This is a genomic window from Croceicoccus mobilis, from assembly GCF_001661965.1.
GTDB classification, from domain to species: domain Bacteria; phylum Pseudomonadota; class Alphaproteobacteria; order Sphingomonadales; family Sphingomonadaceae; genus Croceicoccus; species Croceicoccus mobilis.
On record NZ_LYWZ01000031.1, the window covers coordinates 1 to 21,179 of the forward strand.

Sequence of the window (21,179 nt, forward strand, 5' to 3'; positions counted from 1 at the left end):
GGTATATTACATCCTGCGCCGGGACGGTTGGTGCGTGAACTTGAAGAAGGTCTACCGGCTTTACAGGGAGTTGGGCCTGCAGCTGCGGAACAAGACGCCGAAGCGACGGGTCAAGGCCAAGCTGCGCGAGGATCGCGCACCGGCGGTCCGACCGAACGATGTGTGGGCGATGGACTTTGTTCACGACCAACTGGCGACTGGGCGTAAGCTTCGAATCCTGACCGTGGTCGATACGTTCTCCCGGCTATCGCCGGTGATCGATCCCCGGTTCCGCTACCGGGGTGAGGACGTGGTCGCCACGCTGGATCGCGCCTACCGGACGATCGGCTATCCGAAGACGATCAGGGTCGACAATGGCAGCGAACTTATCTCGCGGGACATGGATCTGTGGGCTTACCAGCGCGGTGTGATCCTGGACTTCTCCCGCCCAGGCAAGCCCACAGACAATGCGTTCATCGAAGCGTTCAACAGCAAGCTGCGCAGCGAATGCCTGAACGCCCACTGGTTCCTGTCGCTGCAAGATGCTTGCGAAAAGCTGGAGGCTTGGCGTAGACACTACAACGAGGATCGACCGCACAGCGCGATCGGGAATATCCCCCCGATCATGCTTGCAAACTCAGACGGTGAGACCAGCCCACCGAACCTGAGCAAGGCCGAAAACTCCAGACCTGAGCGGTCCAAGGTTGGGTAGCAGAGCAAACCTATCAGTATCAAGCGCACCGATAAATCGGCTATCTGATCCCAATCCTGACCATACCCACTGCGCATGGCAAGCCTCATAGGCGGTCGCATGCGAGGTCCCCGATGCGTTGTCACGCCAAGATCCCATCGGACTTTGCGCATGAGCTGGCACCTGAACCGCCTGGGATAGCATTACCCCCAACGCGAGCAGGGCAAAGACGCCGAGTATCCGCCGCACAGATCCTGACAGCAGGTCAGGCAGAAGTGCGCAACGCACCTCTAAGCGTTCATAAAAAATCATGGAATCGCGACCCCCTTGCGATTTTCGATTGACCGTTCCCGCGAATCAATCGACCCTGAAGCCGTCCCACATTTCCAAAACGCGCAAGTTTATTTACCCAATCACGACTTGTCTTATTTTCGACGCAATCCTTAATGCCACAAACACTATCTTTATTACAGGATCACCATGCCAAACGCCGCGCAATGGTTTCAATTGCAGAACGGATCTCTATAAGGATCGACCAACAGCCAAAGCGGTCCTTGCAGCAGCATCAAACATAAACCCCCGCCGCGATAGCACTGACCATATCGATGACGAATTCCAGTCCCTTGTCGCTCTCCTCGGCTTTTTGCAGCGGCGTCTGGCCGAGAAGCCAAGGGTGACGATAATTCATGAAGTATATCGTCGAAACAAAGTCGCCCGCATAAAGCTGCTCGGAAGCGTATAAGGCCGCAGTCGTCGAACGCTCTCCCGTCGCCCCGACAAGGTGCATGCCCTTCAAAAGCAGGGCAGAAGCCTCATCCTCGCGTCCGGACTTAACCAGTTCAACCAGATTTGTTTCGCTGTGATTATTCGTGCTCACACTGACTGCTCCCTGCTTTGATTGAAGCTGTTGGTCAGGCTCAGACGATGCTCGATCGCTTTGACCGTCATGGGATCGACCCTCATCTTCCGCGCCTTGGCTCTAAGGCTCATTCCCGCAGCGATATCCGAACCTAAAAAGCGTCTCGCTGCCGGTCCGCATTCTCGCAGTCGGACGCACCCGATGCTGCCGTCGATTTGCCGCGTCCGGCTGTACGAATAGCCGCAATCGCAGCTGAAATGACCATGAAGCTTGCCCTTGTCTCGGACAGTTCTAAGTCGCGTCACCACTCGCTCACCGAAATGCTCCGCGAGAGGGTTCTCGCATCGATATGGCGGCCTTCCGAAGGGTCGCTCCTGCGGAGGGAGCGCTGCTAGAGCTTGCCCGATAAGCAAATGCTGCGCAGGTGGCGCGAGCCTGCGCTGATTACGAAAGAAATCGACGAGAGCAGATTTGGAGAGAAGGTCAGAAGGGCACTGAAAACCGCCATTGCTGGTCCAGAACTTTCGTATGCGGTCATGGACGGCGTTTGCCCGGACTTGGCTATTACCACGGATGAGGCCGGTATCGTTTAAAATATGGCGATAATGGCTGTGCCAGCCAGGTGGCGATTTGGCCCGTGGTGGGTTTACGAGCAATTCGGCGCTCAGTCGGGCGAATAAGGCCTGCGCATCCGTCGGCTTCGAGGCTGTCTCCAGGCGCATGCCTTTTTGATGCACTCTTGGAAACACAAGCGAGTGCCGGTTAGCAGTCGTAACAGGAAACGCGCCTTCCAGCCACGATCCATGCCGATGACAAACTTCGACACCGGGAAGCTGGTGCGAACGGCACCACCAGACCTCGCCAAATTCCCCTTCCATCTCGGCGAGGCACTGCGGGCAAAATCGCAGTCGGTCCGGCAGGCTTATCGGAAAGGTTGCGAGACCAAGTACGAGATGCAGTGAACTGCCAATTTCATGCATTTCCGTCCTCGCACGATCACGCACAGCCTCTGACGCAAACGCCGTGTGGTAGTTGAAAGTGGTCGTCCGATCGATCAGCTGGTCTACAGCTGTGCGGCCGAGCTTCAGGTGCTCTCCTAATGCCGACAAGCCGCAAGGAAGATGCGACAGGGCGACGTAATGACGACCACCCGTCAGCATGCGCGAGAACGCCGAATAGGTCGGACGTCCCAGATAAAGATGCAGCCGCACCAGAAGACTGTAGAACGTCTCATCGGGATAGGGTTTGGGTAGCCAGCTCATGAGGCGGCCTCCGGCCAAATTCCGGCAAGCCCCGCTTCGCTAATCGCCTCCAGTGGCGTCAGACCTTTGGTCGCAGCGATTTCGATCAGCTTGCGCAAGTCGCGATCATTCAGGGCATCAACATCCAGCTTGGCACTTGGTCGCTTAGGCCGCTTTGCCTTGCGCAATATGTCCTTGGCCGCCGCGAAAAAGGCGAAGGGATTGTCGTCCGGGTCGAGACCCTTGTGCCGGATCTGGTCGATCAGGTTGAAGATAATGTCATCGCCTATGCCTTCGCGCTGTAGCTGGGAGATGATCATCTGCAGCCCGCCGGTCGCTTCGGCGTCGGCAGCGTGATTGAGATCGGTACTTGTAGCTGTCACCGGGATCTGGCTTGGCCCGACCAGGGCTTTCATATTCGCCCAGTAGTTTCGCTCGAAGCTGTGAAGATCTTCGAATCTCGCGAGCTTTGCCGGATCGCCTGTGTTGAGAGCTTTCACCATGGGGCGGACGGGCGCAAAATCCGTTCTTGCCACACCGCGAACGAAGTTCGGACGAATTATCTCGTCCGCCTGCGCATCCATCTCGCTGCGATAAAGCAGGCGCAATTGGACCGCGATGTAGAGCTTAACCGCAAGATCGATGATCCCGCCCGTCTCTTCGAAAAAGATATCCACGAGCTCATCATCGAGTTCGGTCGGTTCTTGTGTCCATTGATACGTCCAAAGCCGCGTCAGGCATGATTGCCATTCGGATCCTCGCGTAAGCGGCTTCCAGATCGCACATGCCGGCCCGACAGAACGCCGGGCCATACGACCGGTGCGCTGGATGTGCGCCAGTATCGAAAGAGTCCCGACAAATAGCACTGGGATGCCGAGCTGGTTGGTAAGCTGGGTGAGAAAGCTCATCATCTGGTGCTCTTCACCAGCGACCCGTCCGATGTGCTGGATCTCGTCAATGACAAGCAGACCCAGTCCGTGGAAATTCGCGGCCAGAGCCATCTGGTGCATCAGCGCGTCTTCCCCGGCGCGTCGATGCATGAAGAGCGCTGTGTAGTCGGATTTGCCAACAAGCCGGCTGAGTTCATCGAAGAACTGAAAGCACAGGCTGCGGATCGAGCCCTTGTCGGGGCATTCCAGCTTTAGCCAGGAAACCTGCGCGGGAAGTCCGGGTAGCTCGATCAGCTGCTCATAGCTACGGAGCGCCTGCTCCACGGTCTGCGTTTTGCCCATGCCCGGAGCGCCGATCAGAAATCCGCAGCCGGCTCCACCTTCACAGCCAACAGGACGAGATGCCGGGGCCCGTAAGATATTCGATCGGGCCAGCCTCCGCTGGCGCGCTTCGAATTTCCATGCGGCAGGATCGCGCCCCTCATAGCCTGCCCGCATCAACATATCGATCCCTTCCGCCATGCGCACATGGCGCGCGGTCGGAACGAAGAGCTGGCGAAGCCGCAAAACGGCATAGCGCCGCTGCACATGCGGCAGTGCCCTTTCCGCATCCGCATGATGGGGGAACGAGGCAAGGTCGCGGGCGATCTGCTGCATGCCCCTCAAGGGCGGCAGGCCCTGCTGGTAGAGATTGCCTGCAACCTCAGACATCAAAACCGCAGCTCCCCGTCACCAAGATGGTCGAAGCGGCTTGCTGGGTCTGCGCGGCTGATATTGCCCAGTTCTTCGCCAAGTTTCCCGGCAAGCTCTACACGCGCTTCGACCCTACGATGATCTCGCTCGAACTGGCGCTTCTCCCGTGCATCGGCCAGATTACATGGTCGCAAGCTCTCTATGCGTTTCGCGCGGGCTTCTGCACCAATGACCTCCAGGGAATTCCGCAAGTCCGCATGAGCGAGTGTTTGCTGGGCGTCCCTGGATGCTGCCTCGACGCGCTTTGCGCGGCGCATGACATCGAATTCTTCGAAAGACCAACCTGAGTAGCGACTATCGCGCGGCGTCAAATGCAGCGGCACAGGCAGATCTTCGCCCTGAAGATGCAGCCAGACCGTGTCCATCAGCCATGGGTGCAAACTCAGCTCCACCGATGTTGAGCCAGCAGACAGGTTCACCCCGTCAAACCAGCCTTCACGCTCGAGCCGCTCATTGGTGTAAAATACGCCTTTGCAGCTAACGCCTTGCGCGGTGATCCGGCCGCTAATTGTCGGTAGCAATGCCACCGCCAATTCGCCCGGATCGAACCGTCTGAGCGCAATACGACCGCGCTTCATGCACCAGGTCCACATCGCGATCGGACTTGGCGGTACGCCATCCACGATCATGGCATTCGATTGCCGGAATGCGGGGCGCTCCACGCCATTCAAATAGATGATGCAGTGAATGAGAACCTTCGTCAGCGCGTCGAGATCGAGAATGGCATCGCGCCGCGGATCCGGCTCCCCGCGCTCACCCGATGTCTTGTCCCGTGCGCCATCCACGAATTTGCGCAGCGCGCTGTTGATCAGATGAAAACGCTGCTCGCAGATGCCTTTCAGATCGGCGCGATAGGGCGCGGTATTCTCGATGATCAGCCCAGATTTGCGGACGAAGTCACTAGCGAGATGCCCACGCCCCTCGCCTCGGTCGAAGAGAATGCGCAGTGGCATCGATCCACCGCAGGGCCATTCAGCCTCGTCGATCTCGATTCCATGCTCAGCGCAAAAGTCGACCTTGTCCTGTACGCAATTGAGGAGTGCTGCGCCCGCCGCCTGCCAGGATGCATTTTCAAGACTGACCGAGAAGCCCACGATCATGCCGGTCAATTCGTCGACGACGATATAGAGCGTTGGTGTCCCCAGAAACTGCCAGCAGTCCTTGCGCGAGACAAGGTGCACGTCGAGCTTGGTCGCGTCGATCACGAACCGCCAGCCGATGTTCTCATTATCCGCCGCCGCATAGGACAGGCGCGGCCTTGTACGCATTTCGTGGCGAACCTCACCAAAGCGGGCTTTGTCATCGCTCACCGCCCGGTTCTGTTTTTGATACCAGTAACGGAATTGCCGTTCCGTCGGCAGAACCGGGTTCTCGTCTACGAGATAAGTAAAAGGCTGACCTGTTTCCTCATCGATCTCGCATCTCGTGGCGAGTTGGTCCTTGATGAGGCGGAAGGTTTCGCTGAGCGAGATATGTCTGTTCGCACGATAGTACCGATTCGTGCATCGCTCGAATGCGGCGATCATCTCGTCGGTCAGAACGGGGGCGCGTACGAGCCCGTCAATGGGCAAGCGCCCCATGGGACCTGTTCGCGGTTTTGGCTGGCCGGGCGCTCCGCAATTCTGAAAATTTGGCATCAGTGCTGCCAGCGACATCCCGCCGTGCCAGAACCGGTGGAGGCTCGATTTGATAGTCTTGGGGCACAGCCCTGACTGCTCCGCTGCCATTGCGATCATGGCTCGCCGCGTCCGCTCGTCGAATATGGCCGGGACACGAACAAACATCGGTTGCAGCAAGGCGAGACGATCGTGCGCGCGCTGCGTTTGCTTTTCCGTGGCGCAGGCAGGGTGGGTTCGGTTGAAAGGCGATGGATCCTCAAAGCGGATCACATTCCGCTCCAAGGCGCTGCTGAAATCGGCGAAATCTTCGATCCTGATGATGATCTTCGGCGATGTCAGATCAAACAGATAGACCTGCTCGTTGGCGATGCCGACGATGCGATGCAGCTCCTTGCGCCGATACCGAACAACATCGCGGATGAGGAACGTCATGCTTCGCCCCCGAATTCAAAATCACTTGCCCGCAGGTCAGGTGTGAAGGGCTGTGACATATCGAAGGCGAGCAGGCGCAGGCTACAGAGGTGCCGGATGCAGGCGACGAAGTCCTTCTCGGGAAGCTTGCCGTCTGCTTCAGATTTCTTCGCGAGGTGGGAGATCGGCCAATCGCTGCCTTTGGCTAGCGCCTTGGCCGTCCACTCCAAAGCTTGGCTCCAAAAGGCTTCGCCTTGATCGGGGTCGAGCGCCTGCCCGCTTAGCAGCAGCCGAATATTGGCAGCGCGTACGCGATCAAGATTGCGATCCGTCACTATGCGCCATTCGACGCCCTCATCTTCCCAATAGCGTCGCTCGATCTCGAGCTTGGAGACCATTTGCTTGAGTGCAGAGGGCGTGCAGCCATTTTTGAGCGCAAAAGCTGCAGAAGGTTTGACGGCCCGCGCCTGACGGCTCGTTTGGCCATCGACTTCCATTTCGAAATAAAAATCCGTCGACATGATGGCAGGCCTGCCCCCGACCGGCAGTCGTGGATGTCTGATGCCGAGCTTTTCTGCGATTGCCTCCGTCCGCTCGAGCTGAAGATCGACCTGTGACCGGATGACGGTCACGTCCGGCCCCCATTCCAGTTCGGCCTCCAGCCTTGTCTCCAGGTCGCTGAGCTGGTGGAGGATGACACCATCTCGCAGGACCCGCGTCGATCGTCCGCGCGAGGGCACATTATGCACCTTGATCCGGCTTTGAGCAGGCTTCGCCGACCGCCTGACAGTACGGGCCATCATTCCTCTCCAGCGATGCTTCTAGACTTGCCGGGAATGATGCTCCTGCAGTAATCGTGGAGTCAAGCCTATGACATTATTGTATTTTCAGGATGGCAAAACCGATTAAATCCGTTCCTGCAAACAGATGGAGAGCATTCTGATGCGCGCAAGATTTTGCTTGGGATTCAGCGAGCAGATCGATCTGGAGATCGATGCGCCCAACCTACAATTCCTGTCCTCAAACTGGCTGATGGGCCGTAAACCCATCATTGGTCATCTCTGTCAGCCTGACGAAGACGGCATCTGCCGCGAGGTCCTGATCCATCCTTACAAGGTGAATTGCATCATCTCGCTGGACTGAGTCGCTATCGCGCTGGATTGGCTGTCATGGCCTGTTGACGGTTGCCTCTCGCCATTTTTTTAGAACCGGCACCGGACTGTAACCTGCCTTCAAGAGGCTTTTCTGCACGTCACAGCCCTTCCTCAAGACGTGGCGGAGATCTGCCTTTTCCAGCGCCTGGTGCCGCGCCTGGCTAATCGCTTCGCGCTCCTTGTTTCTCTGCCTCTTTTCGGCGGCGAGACGCTGATTAATCAGGCTGAAATAGCGCTTGGGCTTATGAAACGTCTCGATGTTACCATCAGTGGCTTTCAACTCATCGAGCGATGCAGCGATGTGGGCTTGTACCGCATGGTCATCACAGCCCGCCTCTTCGCACAGGAGTCTGGCCGCGATTTGCATGGCAAGTCGACGACGTTCATAATCTTCCTTCGTCTCAGCGTTTCCCGCGTCATGCCGCAGAATTTCCAGTTCCTGCTTGCGAACCTCGGTTCGCTGTTCCTCCTGCAGTTTCGCCAATTCCTGCTCGCGCAGTTTCCGGCTGTATTCCGAAAGATCGACGTCGAGCGGGCCAAAATGCCTGAGTGCCCGAAGCAGCAAAGGATCTTGGGTCGCAAGGGCAGCCAGCACATGTCGGACCGCGTAGAATTCCTGCTCGGCGGTCTTTTCGATCAGCGGAATGATCGCAGCATCTTCAGATATGCTGTTATGCGGCCGGAGTTTTTCGACAAGCGCACCTAACAGCTTGGCAAGAAACCTCGGTATGCCTTGGGTCTGAACATAAAGAGTGTTGATTACGCCCGTTGAGCATGCAGTTTCCAAATGCGGGATTTGATACGCCCAAAACGCGCTCGCAAAGCTGGTCCAATCCTCGCCCGGCTCGATTGGCCCGAGGAACTGCTTGGTATCGCCAAGCAGAGCCTTGGTGATCTGCTCATTGCCTATCACGACATCGTAAGCGGCCGCCGTTCCGACCAGTAATACCGGCACGCCAGCCTCAGCTGACAATTGGCACAGAAAGTCGAGTATTCTACGCCGATGGTCGATCGGTAGCTGGTCCATGAACTCGACGTGATCGATGATCAGCATGCCGAGCGCGTGGCCAAGGCACGCGGTAATGATGTGACCAGGGACCAGCTCGCGGGCCATATTCCCGCCCATGACGATATTGCAAAGCGAGGATATGCCAAGACAGTGGTCCAATCCCTGCAAAATGCCGCGATACAAATCCTCGTTGCTGCTCAAACGCTCAGCATTGATAAGGACAGCCCCTGCCGCAGCAGCATGCGGTCGCCGTTGCTCAATGATCGAGGTTATTCGCTGCACGATCTGGGTTTTTCCCGTGCCAGAGCTACCGAAAAAACAGCTGATGTCCGGTGCCAAGGGACCAAGCGCCTTGGGCAAAAGCAGCGAGTGCGCAGCGGCTTTCGCGTTATGAGCGTTCCTGATCTCTGCAGGATGAAGGTCGGCCTCGGCGAAATCGCGCTCGGCCCATTTACGATAAACGCGCTCCAAAATCCATTTAGCGATGTCGATCTGCTGCGGAAAGGGCGAGAAATATTGGCCGTCCGATGCGGCTTCTTCGAGGCCTCCCCTTCGCAGAGCCGTTGATAGCCTTTGACCATCTTCGATGAGCGCCGAGAGGTCCTGCCCGCACCGATCATAAATCATGATTTTACCTTTGCACTTGAAAGGTGGCGTTCCGCCTCGAGATTGACCGCTTTCTCCTTTTGCTTGGTCTTATCGGTGTCGCGAAGCGACGCTGGAGACAATTTGCCTCCCGTCGCCTCAATGGCTTGGTCACCGATATCCTCGATATTCCTTCGGGTGAGATACCAGGCGTACGAGCCAGCAGCAGAATTTGATCGCCCCGCCTCGGCCACCCGCTTCGATAGAGTATCAGCCTCTTTAAATGTCATGTTCGCAAAGGCCTTGCAGGCCGGGCTCAGCCGACATTCCTCATATGTACCATCCGACTGATGCAGCCAGATTTTATTGGTGTCCTTGTGGTCGTAAGACAGTTTTACCGATTTGGCGGCTGTATTCTCCCAAACCCGGCCCTGAATATGCGCATCGCTGATGAAGAGCATTTTCATGAAACTGATGCCGTCCTTCGTCGAGGTCGCATTGCCAGTTTTCAGAACAGCCATTTTTAGCATCTCGAGATCGGTCGCGCGCAATTCGGTTCGACCGGTCTCTAGTGCCCAGTTCCAGATGTCCTTCGGAATGGCATCTATCCCTGCTTTGATCATGTCCGAATTGGGGTGGTAGCCTGCCAGGAAATTGTTGTTATTGAGATAGATGACTGCTCGCACGACCGCGGCTGTCAATTCCTTCAATGTCAGCTTCGCCTCACGCCTTGCATCGCTGTCGCCTTTCTCGGAATGGGTTGCATTGAACATACCCGGTACGACGTCCCGCAGGACGGCATGCACCATGTCGAAACGCTTCTCGACATTGCCCTTCATGTCGCCGCGATATGGCGCGGTGTTTTCAATCGTGACGCCAGTGCGCACGATGAAATTTTCCGGCTCGTAGTTTTCGAGCTCGCCGCGGTCAGCGATGATACGCGCTGGCAGCGTATCGCGTACCGGCCAATCGCCATGCTCGATTTCGATATCAAAACGACGGCAATACTCGACCTTGTCCTCGGCGATGTTGCGGATGGCAATGCCGGCCTCACGCCAAGAGGCGCTTTCAAGGGTCAGGTGCATTCCTACGATCATCTTCGAATAAACGTCGACGACAAGATAGAGAGTAGGACGGCCGACATACGCGCGGCGATTGGTTTCAGAAACGCAGCCGACATCGATAGTCGTGGCATCGATCTCAAATCGGCTGCCAATACCGATCAGATTGTCAAGCGTCGTACCCAGCCTCGAACGTGAGTCCTTCTTCACTTTGGTCGCTCCCTCTCTTGCGATGCGGTCTTCGAAGCGTCGAGCCTGCTTCTCGTACCAGTACTGATATTGGCGGAACGTTGGCAGCGGGATGGACTGTCGGTCGGCGCGTGTACGTGCGACCAGTCCGCCGCCGCTTTCGTCGACAGCGAATTGCGTCTGCAGATACCCCTGGATTGTCCGGAACGTTCGCGACAACGAGCCGCGCTTTGCCTTCCGGTAATACTTGTCGGTCGCCCATTTGAAGACCGCTTCCACATCGTCGTTCATGGGCATGTGGGGGTTGCCGCCCCCTATCTCACGTTTGCGACCGAGCGGCTTAGTTCGTCGAGCCTTGCCGTTACCCGGAGATCCGCAAGCCTCGAATTTCGGTATGAGCGCATCGGGCGACATCCCGTTGCGCCAATAAAGTTCCAGGTATGATTTGATCGATTTGGCGCAGGGCACTTTGTTCTTGCGCTCAGGATCGCCACTACAGACTTCGAGCTCAGCCCGATGCTTCGAGATCATTCGTGCGCGGGTCAGCCGATCGAAGACATCGGGAACCGTCGTAATCAAGGGCCTGATCAATTCGTAGCGCATGTCGCGGCGCTGTATCTGGACTGGCGTAAGGCTGCTCCCATTCGCGATTCTGACAAAATCGTCTTCGCGTACCCGCTCGATCTGACGGCGCCCCTCCCAGTCATCGAGTGTCGCCTGGCTCACCAGGTAGAAGTCGCCCCCTTTGCTCGCCAGATCGAAGACGACGGCATATTTGTGCTCGGTGTAAACGACCCGAAATATCCGATCTTTGGCCAGCGCTTCTCCTTCCAGATTTGGCAGGAAGTTCAGATGGCCGGGCCCCTTATCGCTTCGGACACGCGCACGCCGCGCCTTTTTCAGACGAAAAATCTCTTTAATGTAGAACATGTCACGCGCTCTCGAGGCTTGGGACCGAAACTACCTTCAACGCGCTCAGGAGAACCGAAGGTTCGAACTTCACGTCGAGGTCGAACTCAATCGATCGATCGGCAATGAGTTGCCGCACAGCTTCGACCAGGTCCGCCGCCGTCAGATCGTGAGCCGGCGAACCTGTGGCATGAGCGAGATCTTCAAGCTTGTCCGTCCGGCGTGCAACGGCCAGATATTCAGCCAGAAACGCGAGGAAAGCCTTCTTATCGAAGTTTTCCAAAGCCTTCTTCGGAGCGAGAAGGAAGTGCTCGATATTGGCCTTACGCGTTTGGCTCAGATCATGATCAGTAACCAAGCTCCAGTTGATTCCTTGACCTTTCCAATAGCGCCGTTCGATCTCAAGCTTGTCGATCGTACGGTATTCGCCCGTCCTGCTTGTCTCCGACTTTTCCGGATCAACTACTAACTCTTTGACTGGTTTGACCGCGAAAGCATGAACCTCTGCCCGCCCATCGGCAGATATCCAACGCGCCACGAAATCCGTGGTGAGCACGCTCGGCGAGCCGTCTTTGCTGTGCACCGGATGACTGATCCCGAGATGTCTCGCGATCTCGACCGTATGATCAACATTCTTTTCTTCGAAGTCAGCCAGCGCAACCTGATCATAGATATCGTGCGCTCCGGCCCACTGCAGTTCACGCAGAAACGCCGTTTCATTATTCGACATGGATTGGACGATCCGCCCGTTGTGCGGGATTCTGGATGCGAGGCCCAGTGACGAGAAATCGTGAATGGTAATATAGGGCTCGTAATCAGATTTCAGATAATTGCCCTGCCCCTTGGCCAACCTGTCTTTGGCCTGCCGGGCGTTCTGAATCCGTTTGCGTTTTGGTGAAGGCATAGCGACCCACGATGCTTTCAATAATTCTGCGACGTGGTCGGCTTAACGGGCCGATTGCTAAGATTTTCTAAAAAGCGCTATCGCGTTATATCTATAAGCTACAACATGTTATGGCCTATCCGCTTCACTAACAGAGTGCGCATTACAGCAGCACCACCTAGCTTTCGTTACACAGAATGATAGGCTGACGATCGGCTGCCCTCAGCCATAGTCGGGCAGTTTGCGCGGCATGAGAGGACCGATGACAAGCCAACTTGATGATCTGGCGAAAGCGTTTTCCGAGCCGAGTGCTGAGGAGATCGCGTTCCATGAGGACCGCCGCAGAAGAGGTCTCGGCGTAGGACTAAACGAGCAAGGCGAGCTCGTTTACCAGCGAGATATCAATGCCAAGTCGAACTCAAAATCTGAGTCTAGCGGCAAATCGCGAGACTGAGTGCCGTACGCCCATCGGGGGGGGGGGGGCCCGAACATTTGATGACCGGAACTGGCCGGAAGGAGACCGTCCGGTTTTGGCAGTCCCAGGTCGGAAAGCTGACGTGCCTACTTTTCGAGCACAGTCCACTCCAACCCGAGTTTGCCGAGGTATTTCCGCAGGCGATCTGAATCATTGGTAGATGCGCGCTGTTCGCGTGAGACCGCAAAGAGGCTGCGTCCTGCGTCAGAAAGGCTGGCGGAGCGTCGACACACCTCAACCGGATATTCCAGCCGTGCCCAGTCGAATGGGTCAATCTCCCCCACTCGCTCATTGCTGAGCAAGTCAGTCAACCCGCCGCTCTCTGCCTTGTCACCTGACCAGAGACGGGCAAGGCGGTCCGTTTCGAAATCTACCGCCTACCGGTCAATCCTGCCGGTCATGCGCAGGGGCTTCGACGGTCTCGCTGTTTTGGCGCAAGAACAGCCAAAGTGCGCTACAAAAACAACCGATTAGGGCTTCCGCCTTAACGCCCAAATCAAGCTCGCCAACGCAGATACGAGCAACGCCAAGGCAACCGTCATTGCGGGATCAACTACGAACATGCAATGCCTCCGAATCAAAACGAGGCAGTCTATGGTCACTAATTGTTCCGTGTAGGACAGCCTTTTCAGGCGTCAGGGTTCAAAGCGAAATACCGCTCAGCAATTTGCCGCCAAAGATTTGCACCTCCTTCGTCACTCTCCTGCTCGAACTTGAGGATGCGACCCTCAATGAACTCGGCTGCATCCGGTCCGTGTATCTGTTCGATCTGCAGGGCGACCGCCCAGAGCTCTTTATCGCGAGTAAGCGTCACTGGCCCAGCCAAATATCACTGAAGCAAACGACACAATCAGCAGGACACTTACGATGACCGCCTCGACTTCAACCTTCAAGGCATCCTTGCTGTTTTGTTCTCGTTCTTCGTCAGTCAACCACTCGCGCATATGATCACCCTAGTTCGGAGGTCTGCGGACGGCAATCTAGCTTGATAAATTTGGCTTCGCCAGAAGCGCGACTGAGCCGCCCCCGCAACAGTCGCCTTCACGTGGCTCGCGCAAGTTTAGTCTGCAGGGTTTCATCGCCTCTCGATCGCTTAAAGAGAACTTGTCAGGCACCATCTAAGAAATTTTTAACTTGGCAGAACGAAGCTTCCACCGAGGGGGGCCGATCATGATCGTTGCCAAGGTTTTTACCGAAGACAATTTTGGCAATTCCCGATCAAGGCCACGCCGCAGTGTTCGCGTAGCGGTTCAGGCTCTTTCAAATGCTGGCGAACCTGCAGTTATTCGGAACCTGTCGCAAAGCGGTTTGCTGCTAGAAACACGCGCATCGTTAAAGGTTGGAGATACATTTGAGGTCGATCTTCCAATTGCGGGCGATTGCTCAGCGGAAATCGTATGGTCTGAAGTGAACCGGCACGGATGCCGCTTCTTAATACCCATATCCTCTGCAGCGGTCAGCGCAGCCCAACTAATCTCTCCCTACGACGCAGAAGATACGATTTTCGAAGAGCCCGGTGGGGCCATGGAGGATTTCTTTGATGAAACCGTGTCGAGGCCTTCCAACAAGGTCTGGCATGCGGCGAACTTCGCTCTTTTCATGCTGTTGTTGGCAACGGTGCTATTCGTCGTCGGCATGATGAAAGCAGCGATGTAAGCCGCGATCCACCTCAAGGAGCAGCGAGATCGCTGACTTGGCTGCGGCCATAACGCCGGGTGGCTTTGTGATACATTCTTGTGAACGGCCATGAGATTACTTTGACGGACAACAAGTTCTCCAGTTAATCAAAAAATTAGGATTCGTTCGATATGCAGCGCGGATCGTAACTGGGGGAAATAACTTGAGAAAATTTGCTACGTCTGCGCTTGCAGGCGCTCTGCTGATCTGCAGTGGCACCGCTATCGCTGAGCCATTGTCTGCAGAGGACATAGTGATGCTTTCGAGGATGGGCTTGGGCGATGATGCAATCATTGCAAAAATTGAGAGCGAGAAAACTGTCTTCGATCTGACGACAGACCAGATGATTGAGCTAAAAAGCAAAGGCGTTTCATCGAACGTGATTGCCTCCATGCTCAGCACCGGCGCCAATGCCACGCCCCAATACTCGATGGATTCGCCTGACCCGAACGTTCCGCACCCAGCCGGCGTTTATCTACTAACCGGCTCAGGAGCAGATGCTCGCATGCAGAGAATGAATGCCACAGTTTCTAGCCAAGCAAAGACTGGCGGTATCTTCGGTTATGCTCTTACTGGCGGGCTCGCATCCGCGAGCGTCAAAGTGGCAATCCAGGATGAAACCTCTCCTGTGCAAGCCACCACCAAGCCGGTGTTTTACTTTTTCTTCGACCAAGCGAGAGATCAAGCTGCATCAAACGCTTGGGCTAGCGGCGCTAATACGTCGGTTCAATCGCCTGCAGAGTTCACACTCGTCGAACTGGATAAGAAAAAGGGCCGTCGCGAGGCTAGGGTTGGCAGCATGAATATCGCCGGAGCAAAATCGGGCGTGATGGATAAGGATCGAATATCTTTCCATTACGAGATGGTGCGTCCGGGGGTTTACGAGGTTAAGGCCGACAGCGTGATGGAGCCTGGTGAATATGGCTTCATCTTTTCGCTAGGCGGTGGCGGGACTGCTGGCGCAATGACGGCTCGGATTTTTGATTTTTCGGTGAGGTAGTAGTCGCGCCCGGCATCAGGATTTATGAAAACGTAGCAAACCTCTGGAGCGCGCTTTATCGAGCCCTCCAGAGGTCGGTATGTCCATCGATCCTAACAGCGCATTTCATTGACCCGAAGACCAGCAAAGCTGACGTGACCCCCAGCTTTCCCCCAGCTGGGATTAGAGCCGGGCGGTTGTTTTGCGCATGAGCGCGGTTGAAGCAATGGGCTGCGTAGCGAAGCAGGCCATTGCTTATCCAGTTTGGCGGCGAATGCCGCCGGGGTTGCGTAGGCGAGGATTGCCCCCGTCAGGGCCCGTGGCTGCGAACCGCTGTCGCCGTGATGCGACTGGTTGAAGAGGTCGCGGATTCCCCGGTTCTCAAACATGCGGGTGAAGGACGGATCCTCTCAAGGCTTAAGCGCAGACCCTATTGCCGCCATCGGCTTCGAAATTGCATCGAAAGCATAGTAAGCTGTTGTCGCTATGATCGCTGCCCCTCCGAGGGTCAGAGAGGTTCTTTCGAAAACCTGCCCTACCCACCGCCAATCATCAGGGCTTTGGATAATTCGGGCTTGGCAATTCTCAGGTCTGGTCGAATAATTCCGGCGATCGTTCGCCGTACCGTTTGCTTTGCCTTCGATCACGGCATCGAAGTCAATTTCGTCAGATAGCATCACGCCGAAACGGTTGCCGTTCCTCCAGACCACTCGGCCTATAAGAATCTGTTCGAAGCGCCTGATTTCTATGTAGTGCCCCCGATCAGGAGGGTCGGCGGATTCGGCCATGAGCCCTTTTTTTGAGATGTCTCGAATGCTGAGATCGATCCAATCATAATCGGCTCGCATTCGACCACTAAGGCGGACTTTCTTGCGCGGCGACCGCTTGCGCAACCCAATTGATACCATGTGCAATCCGCTAATGAATGGCGACCATTCACGGTTATGCTGCAGATGCGTTAAAAAATTGGAATAGTGTGCTTTTGATAGCAGTGGGGTCAAAGGCGTCAGCATAAATTGGCTGACCTGAACATTCGGGGTGTCCAAGCCAGCCAATCCTAGGTGCCGCAGTGTAAAGCGGCACAACCGGGGCACCCGGTAAGACCGCTTCTGCCAGAAGCTTCCTAATCTTTGCTTTAGCGCCCTCGCTTCAACCGACCGAGAACTGGCGGCTTAATTCATCTGCCAGTGAGTCCCAACGGCTCGCTGCCTTGAGATGCTTGTCCTTAATGTGAGGCATGGTGGCGCGTGAGGCGGCGTATCGTTCATCGGCTGCGTTCTGCCGATAACCGGATGCGTAACTCATTGTAATCAGACCCTTCAAATGACGTCTATTCTTCTGGGCCTAAACCTTCAGGAAAGGGTTTCTGGGTATGGATACTGAATGTCTGAAGAGCATCGTTACCATTCCCCTACCGTCCGCTCGATCATGGAGGCGGAGCCAGAACGGGAAGGTCAGCGATCTTCAAGATCGGCTTCCAAGAAAGCCAGTGTCGGAACCGCTGCATTTTTCGGACTGCTGCTGATCGTGAACGGGCACTTGCTGGAAAATGCCGAAGGCGATGCGGCTCTGATCACAGCTGCGCAGGCGGACTTATTAGCCTGAAGTTTGGATCTGAATTGCAGGCAGCATTAGCGAAAAATTAGCTATGCCACCGCTAATAAATGTTCATGATACATGGAACGATGAACGAGCGGCGCAGCGCCAAATCCCCGGCGATACAGCTTGGAAAACCGTTCTTCATGAAGATTCCAAAATCGGTTGCCGCGTCGATCTTGACCGGGTTTGCGCTCGTCACGATTTTCGCGAGCGGATTGCAACCTGATATCGGCTTCGGCGCTTTCTTCCTGCTAATATGCGCGTTCGGCGCATGGTTTGTTGGTAATAGATTTGCCGCTCTGCTCGGAACATTCATCGCGCTCACTCAGGTCTTTTTCAGTGAAGCTATAAACCTCAATCATGGGCCTTTTCTGATGGCCTTGAAGTTCTGTAGCGCTCTTGCAGTTGTACTGATGTTAGGCGTGGCTAGGGCCGCGCTTGAGATCGAATGGCATTTTGCCCGAATTGATCCATTAACTGGCGCATATAACCGGAAGGCATTTTTTGAGGCGGTGGAGAAGCAGAAGGGCGTGGATGAGTTGTCCCTTCTAATTTTTGCCGACGTGGACGGACTGAAGCAGCGTAATGATAAGCTAGGTCACGAGGCGGGCGATCTTGCCTTGTCGCGCTTTTCCACGAGAGTCAGAAACGCAATTCGGTCGGATGATATATTCGCTCGGGTCGGTGGTGATGAATTTGTGATCTTCATGCGGGTACGCGATTTGGCAGCGGCTAACATCGTGGCTTCAAGGCTTGATGCGACTTTGAACGAGAGCATCTCCACCGAGAAGGCCGAGCTGAAATGCAGCCTTGGTGTGCTGATCCTGCCGTGTGGAACGAGTTCGATCGATATGGAACTCAAGCAGGCAGATTCGTTGATGTATCATGCGAAGCGAGACTGCTCGGGTTTGCTGATGGCCTTTGCTGTTCCAAGCGATCCCACGACGCTTGTACCTTTCGCTCCAACTCATAATGACTCAGGACAGTTGCGTGTCCCGATCCGGTCTAAAGATCGATCTGCCGATATCGAAGCGCGCAGCGGTGAGGCCCAAAATCCTCTTGCTGCTTGAGAGCATGGGGTCACGTCATTCGGGCTGCAAACTGTGGAAGCGGACGTTGGAACGGGCCACCAAGATGGTCAGTAGCCGCCGACATTGCGGTCGTTCAGCCGTTCAGAAAAGCTCCCTGAGACTTGCCCTTCATTCATCAAGCGCGCGGCGGAGCGGTCGACCGGCTTCGAAGTCCTAATCGTTGACCTTAGGGCTAACCGTCGAATGTCTTCTTACGAGATCTGCCGTCGATCCGGCATTCTCCGGCAAAGCAGCCAGAACATGGGCGTGAACCTCGCCGAGATTTATGAGGGTCACGATTTCAGGGGCCTCCTTCAGAGCCTTCTGCAGGAGATCCATCTGATCGGGTTCGTAGATGATGTGATCGCCGTAGGGCGGCCAGATCGCCATCACCCTATGAACGGGCTTCTCGTCGTACGCAAAAGCTGATCATCGGTCGTGTCTGGAGACGACCGCGTTTGCCGTTTCGAAGGTGAAGCCCGCATCAATGAGCAGTTTGGCGATCCGAAACAGGCAAAGGTCGGGCACGCTGAAGCGCTTCCACTTCACGCGTGGAAGCGGGTCGTCTTGGGTGTCGGCGCCCGGCTTGTGGAAGCCGGGAAGCATCCCGACGTGACCGCCGAAACCCGCTTCAGGTAGGACCGCAGCACTTCATAGCCGACGCCGACGATCTCGGCTGCTCGGGCGGTGGTAACTGTCGGGTGCGTCATCACTGGCTACTATAATCGGGGTTATCAGAACCGAAAATGGGAAGCGACAGGATCGGTGTCATTGGGACCGAATTTATAGATCAGGAGTATCCGATTCCGCGATCAAGGCGTCGGCCAACTCGGATAGCCAGGGAGAGACGTCCTCAATGCACACGGCATCAGCGTGGGCCGCATAATAGTCGCCGACCGTTCGATAGGCGTCGCCGAAGCGATCCGAGAAGATTTGCTGAAGCTTGTCATTCCGGCTGAGGACGCTGGCGAGCGCGCGACCGCCGCGAAGGAACTTCAACGCATGGCCCGTGCCGAGCAGATAGAGGTGCTTCCGCTTCGGTGTCGGATCGAGCGCCAACAGCAGGTAATCCTTGAAGACACCGTTCTGTCGGATCGACTCGGCGCCGCCGCGCCAGCGGATGAACTTGAACTCAGCGACCCGCTGATTGGTCTCTAAGTCGAAAGCGCGCCCCGTGTTTCCGGCCCCGAGCGAGACATACTCGACGCGTTCACCGGGCTCGAGGAGGTGTGGCAGGCATAATAGAATCCCCAATGCATGGATGGTGACATTGATCTGGCCCGCTTGGCGCTTCAATTCCGCTGCGGCCTCTAACACCTCGCGGCCAGCGCCGGCCTCTTCTAAGAACCCGGCGCATTGGTCGACCGTCACGCCCTGAACGGCAGCTTCGAGTCGTGAAAGCGTTGCGGTCAGGTCGCAACCAGTGAAACCGGCAAGCAGAAGTGACCCGCGCTCAAATCGCTCCTCCAAGGACCTGGGCCATCCAATCCGTCAGTTCGGCATTCACCTGCGCGTCGACATAGACGTCGCAACGCGGCGTCGTGCCGGCCTTCACATCCACGACAAGGTGCAGTCCGACCGCATAGGCGTAAGCGCCGGCCTGCTCGGTCAGGCCCTGCAACTTCCAGATGTCGCCGTCGAAGTCCTTGTTGGTGACTTTCTTGACCTCCACCACCAGCAGGTTCTCTCTCTTTCCAACGCGGTGGACGATGAGATCGGGGACGATCGCGTCCTTGCCGATCAGTTCGTCATCGGTGAGGCCGTATCGAAGCCGCTTGATGACCGTCTCGCGCCGGCTCCACTCCAGATCGATGGACCAACCGGGATACCTTCCGTCTAGGAGTCGCCCGAGCCGAGCTACAATGGCGCGCTCGGCGGGATCGGCGTAGGCAAGTTCGGCATCGCGCAGCAGCTCGCGAACAGCTTCGGCAAAGACGGCCAGCGTCTGTTTGAGCTCATCGACCATGCGCCAAGCTATCATAGACGGCGCATCGACAATATATGATCGGCGAAGTCGCGGCGGCGGTCTTGCCAGTCGCGGTGGGAGATCGCTCATGCTGGAAGAACAACGCGACGTAGTGATTCACTGGCCCGACGAATTTGATGAGGCGAAGCGGGCCGAGCTCCGCGGCGTGGTGTTGGCATACAACGACGCGCTGACGGAACTTGAGGCAGGCCCGGCCGCCGTTTTCGCGTCCGACGGCGAGCGCAACGGCGTCTTTCATGGCTTCCTGAAGCTTTGGGACAAGGCTTGGTCCAAGCCAGGCCCGTGCATGCACATGGGCTGCACCAGCACGAGCATTCCGCGTTCACACACGATCTCGCTCGGCACTTCTATTCGCCTGATCGCGGAGAAGGGCCACGTTCTGACGCCGCGATACGGCGAGGACGGGATCGACCTGATCGACATCGGCGTGCGAGATGCGTCGACGTTCCCGGGCTTCTGCGATGCTCACGAGCAACTGTTCTCCGGCTTCGAAAGCCAGAAGGCGATGACGCAGGCCGATCATTTCCGCCTGCAGATCTTTCGGACGATCTGCCGCGAGATCCACTCGAAGCGCCACCAACGGCAGAAAGCGGAGGCGATGCTAGCGGAGTATTGGCGCCGACGTGACGCCTACATTCTCCAGAAGATCAACGCGGCGGCTGGCGGGCCGCAGGCTTTCGATGTCTCGGGCTTGAAGTTCGAGAACGACGAAATGGAGACGAAGCTGGTCAACCACCTCGCCGGCATTCAGGCGGACTTGCCGGAACTGGAAGGCCTCTACGCCAGCGTCCTCGACGAGATTCAGAATGGCGGCGACAAAGCCGCGATGACGGTCATCAATTTCGATTTTCAGCTGCCCGTTTGCCTGTCCGGTTTCGGCGTTCTGAACTACCGGGAAACCGCGGCTGGCCCGGTGCAGCGGGCCATGTGCATGTTGGCCATCCTGCCCGAGGAAGGATGTACAAAGCTGTTGCTGGCCGCGGCGAAAGAGCATGAGCGCGCAATCGGCCTGCATGCGTCGGATCGCAGAGATCTTACCTTCGGATGGCTCATCGCTTTGGATAGGGGCCGTCGGTCCTCTACGCATTCGATATCCCGCTAATCTACAGCGCCATTATGAATTCGACGGTGCGATACACCCCAGTATCGTTAGTCATTT

At 56.4% G+C, this 21,179-nt stretch carries 21 protein-coding genes and 1 pseudogene; 7 read left to right on the forward strand and 15 right to left on the reverse strand.

All coding sequences use genetic code 11. The features are described from left to right. Positions 1-691 (forward strand): IS3 family transposase (locus A9D13_RS19595; RefSeq protein ID WP_066777906.1); only part of this gene is annotated, 691 nt, incomplete at its 5' end. Between the two features lie 544 nt (positions 692-1,235). Here the strand turns inward: A9D13_RS19595 and A9D13_RS19600 are convergent. From A9D13_RS19600 to A9D13_RS19620, 5 genes are read right to left on the reverse strand one after another with little or no spacing between them, the layout of a single operon-like run. Continuing rightward, positions 1,236-1,547, reverse strand: a complete 312-nt coding sequence (locus A9D13_RS19600) for a hypothetical protein (protein WP_066777909.1) — start codon at positions 1,545-1,547, stop codon at positions 1,236-1,238. Next, a complete protein-coding gene (locus tag A9D13_RS20295) occupies positions 1,544-2,791 on the reverse strand; it encodes a TnsD family Tn7-like transposition protein (protein WP_082922588.1) in 1,248 nt (415 codons plus the stop codon). Before A9D13_RS20295 ends, A9D13_RS19600 begins: the two co-directional genes overlap by 4 nt. Next, positions 2,788-4,317 (reverse strand): ATP-binding protein, encoded by a 1,530-nt coding sequence (locus tag A9D13_RS19610; protein ID WP_172808237.1) that lies wholly within the window; start codon positions 4,315-4,317, stop codon positions 2,788-2,790. Before A9D13_RS19610 ends, A9D13_RS20295 begins: the two co-directional genes overlap by 4 nt. A gap of 53 nt (positions 4,318-4,370) precedes the next feature. After that, positions 4,371-6,464, reverse strand: a complete 2,094-nt coding sequence (locus tag A9D13_RS19615; RefSeq protein WP_066777920.1) for a DDE-type integrase/transposase/recombinase — start codon at positions 6,462-6,464, stop codon at positions 4,371-4,373. Beyond that, complete coding sequence (locus A9D13_RS19620) at positions 6,461-7,243, reverse strand: TnsA endonuclease N-terminal domain-containing protein (RefSeq protein ID WP_172808238.1); 783 nt, start codon at positions 7,241-7,243, stop codon at positions 6,461-6,463. Before A9D13_RS19620 ends, A9D13_RS19615 begins: the two co-directional genes overlap by 4 nt. Positions 7,244-7,385: 142 nt before the next feature. Between A9D13_RS19620 and A9D13_RS19625 the strand changes: the two genes are divergently transcribed. Then, positions 7,386-7,586, forward strand: coding sequence for a hypothetical protein (locus tag A9D13_RS19625; RefSeq protein ID WP_156522201.1), 201 nt, complete (start codon positions 7,386-7,388; stop codon positions 7,584-7,586). Between the two features lie 24 nt (positions 7,587-7,610). Here A9D13_RS19625 and A9D13_RS19630 read toward each other — a convergent pair whose 3' ends face one another. The 4 genes from A9D13_RS19630 to A9D13_RS19645 form a co-directional block, all read right to left on the reverse strand. Next, positions 7,611-9,233, reverse strand: a complete 1,623-nt coding sequence (locus A9D13_RS19630; RefSeq protein ID WP_066777929.1) for an ATP-binding protein — start codon at positions 9,231-9,233, stop codon at positions 7,611-7,613. After that, positions 9,230-11,371 (reverse strand): DDE-type integrase/transposase/recombinase, encoded by a 2,142-nt coding sequence (locus tag A9D13_RS19635; protein WP_066777931.1) that lies wholly within the window; start codon positions 11,369-11,371, stop codon positions 9,230-9,232. The genes A9D13_RS19630 and A9D13_RS19635 overlap by 4 nt, the downstream gene beginning before the upstream one ends. A gap of 1 nt (position 11,372) precedes the next feature. Then, the gene (locus A9D13_RS19640) at positions 11,373-12,254 is read right to left on the reverse strand and encodes a TnsA endonuclease N-terminal domain-containing protein (RefSeq protein ID WP_082922589.1); all 882 of its coding nucleotides are present in this window, start codon (positions 12,252-12,254) and stop codon (positions 11,373-11,375) included. A 1,082-nt stretch (positions 12,255-13,336) separates the two neighbouring features. Next, positions 13,337-13,522: a DUF6961 family protein gene (locus A9D13_RS19645; protein ID WP_066777935.1), complete on the reverse strand. Its 186-nt coding sequence runs from the start codon at positions 13,520-13,522 to the stop codon at positions 13,337-13,339. A 356-nt stretch (positions 13,523-13,878) separates the two neighbouring features. Between A9D13_RS19645 and A9D13_RS20300 the strand changes: the two genes are divergently transcribed. Together A9D13_RS20300 and A9D13_RS19650 are read left to right on the forward strand one after the other, a co-directional pair. Beyond that, positions 13,879-14,364, forward strand: a complete 486-nt coding sequence (locus tag A9D13_RS20300; protein ID WP_156522202.1) for a PilZ domain-containing protein — start codon at positions 13,879-13,881, stop codon at positions 14,362-14,364. 184 nt (positions 14,365-14,548) lie between these two features. Then, positions 14,549-15,385, forward strand: a complete 837-nt coding sequence (locus A9D13_RS19650; protein ID WP_066777944.1) for a hypothetical protein — start codon at positions 14,549-14,551, stop codon at positions 15,383-15,385. Between the two features lie 263 nt (positions 15,386-15,648). Here A9D13_RS19650 and A9D13_RS21460 read toward each other — a convergent pair. Then, positions 15,649-15,762 (reverse strand): annotated as a pseudogene (locus A9D13_RS21460) (globin domain-containing protein); the annotation flags it as partial. Positions 15,763-15,774: 12 nt separating this feature from the next. Further along, positions 15,775-16,410, reverse strand: a complete 636-nt coding sequence (locus A9D13_RS19655; RefSeq protein WP_156522203.1) for a PilZ domain-containing protein — start codon at positions 16,408-16,410, stop codon at positions 15,775-15,777. A 337-nt stretch (positions 16,411-16,747) separates the two neighbouring features. On the opposite strand from A9D13_RS19655, the gene A9D13_RS20730 reads away from it, so the two are divergent. Both A9D13_RS20730 and A9D13_RS19660 read left to right on the forward strand, forming a co-directional pair. Beyond that, the gene (locus A9D13_RS20730; RefSeq protein ID WP_156522205.1) at positions 16,748-16,969 is read left to right on the forward strand and encodes a hypothetical protein; all 222 of its coding nucleotides are present in this window, start codon (positions 16,748-16,750) and stop codon (positions 16,967-16,969) included. An 80-nt stretch (positions 16,970-17,049) separates the two neighbouring features. Further along, a complete protein-coding gene (locus A9D13_RS19660) occupies positions 17,050-18,033 on the forward strand; it encodes a GGDEF domain-containing protein (protein ID WP_172808239.1) in 984 nt (327 codons plus the stop codon). A 174-nt stretch (positions 18,034-18,207) separates the two neighbouring features. Here the strand turns inward: A9D13_RS19660 and A9D13_RS20735 are convergent, their stop codons facing one another. The 4 genes from A9D13_RS20735 to A9D13_RS19670 all read right to left on the reverse strand — a co-directional run bounded on the left by A9D13_RS20735 (position 18,208) and on the right by A9D13_RS19670 (position 19,999). Then, a complete protein-coding gene (locus A9D13_RS20735) occupies positions 18,208-18,423 on the reverse strand; it encodes a hypothetical protein (RefSeq protein WP_156522206.1) in 216 nt (71 codons plus the stop codon). A gap of 155 nt (positions 18,424-18,578) precedes the next feature. Next, complete coding sequence (locus A9D13_RS20740; RefSeq protein ID WP_156522207.1) at positions 18,579-18,743, reverse strand: hypothetical protein; 165 nt, start codon at positions 18,741-18,743, stop codon at positions 18,579-18,581. Positions 18,744-18,816: 73 nt separating this feature from the next. Beyond that, a complete protein-coding gene (locus tag A9D13_RS19665) occupies positions 18,817-19,503 on the reverse strand; it encodes a hypothetical protein (protein WP_066777956.1) in 687 nt (228 codons plus the stop codon). Next, a complete protein-coding gene (locus A9D13_RS19670) occupies positions 19,487-19,999 on the reverse strand; it encodes a hypothetical protein (protein WP_066777958.1) in 513 nt (170 codons plus the stop codon). The genes A9D13_RS19665 and A9D13_RS19670 overlap by 17 nt, the downstream gene beginning before the upstream one ends. Positions 20,000-20,087: 88 nt before the next feature. On the opposite strand from A9D13_RS19670, the gene A9D13_RS19675 reads away from it, so the two are divergent. After that, the gene (locus tag A9D13_RS19675; RefSeq protein WP_066777961.1) at positions 20,088-21,122 is read left to right on the forward strand and encodes a hypothetical protein; all 1,035 of its coding nucleotides are present in this window, start codon (positions 20,088-20,090) and stop codon (positions 21,120-21,122) included. The last annotated feature ends 57 nt before the right edge of the window (positions 21,123-21,179 follow it).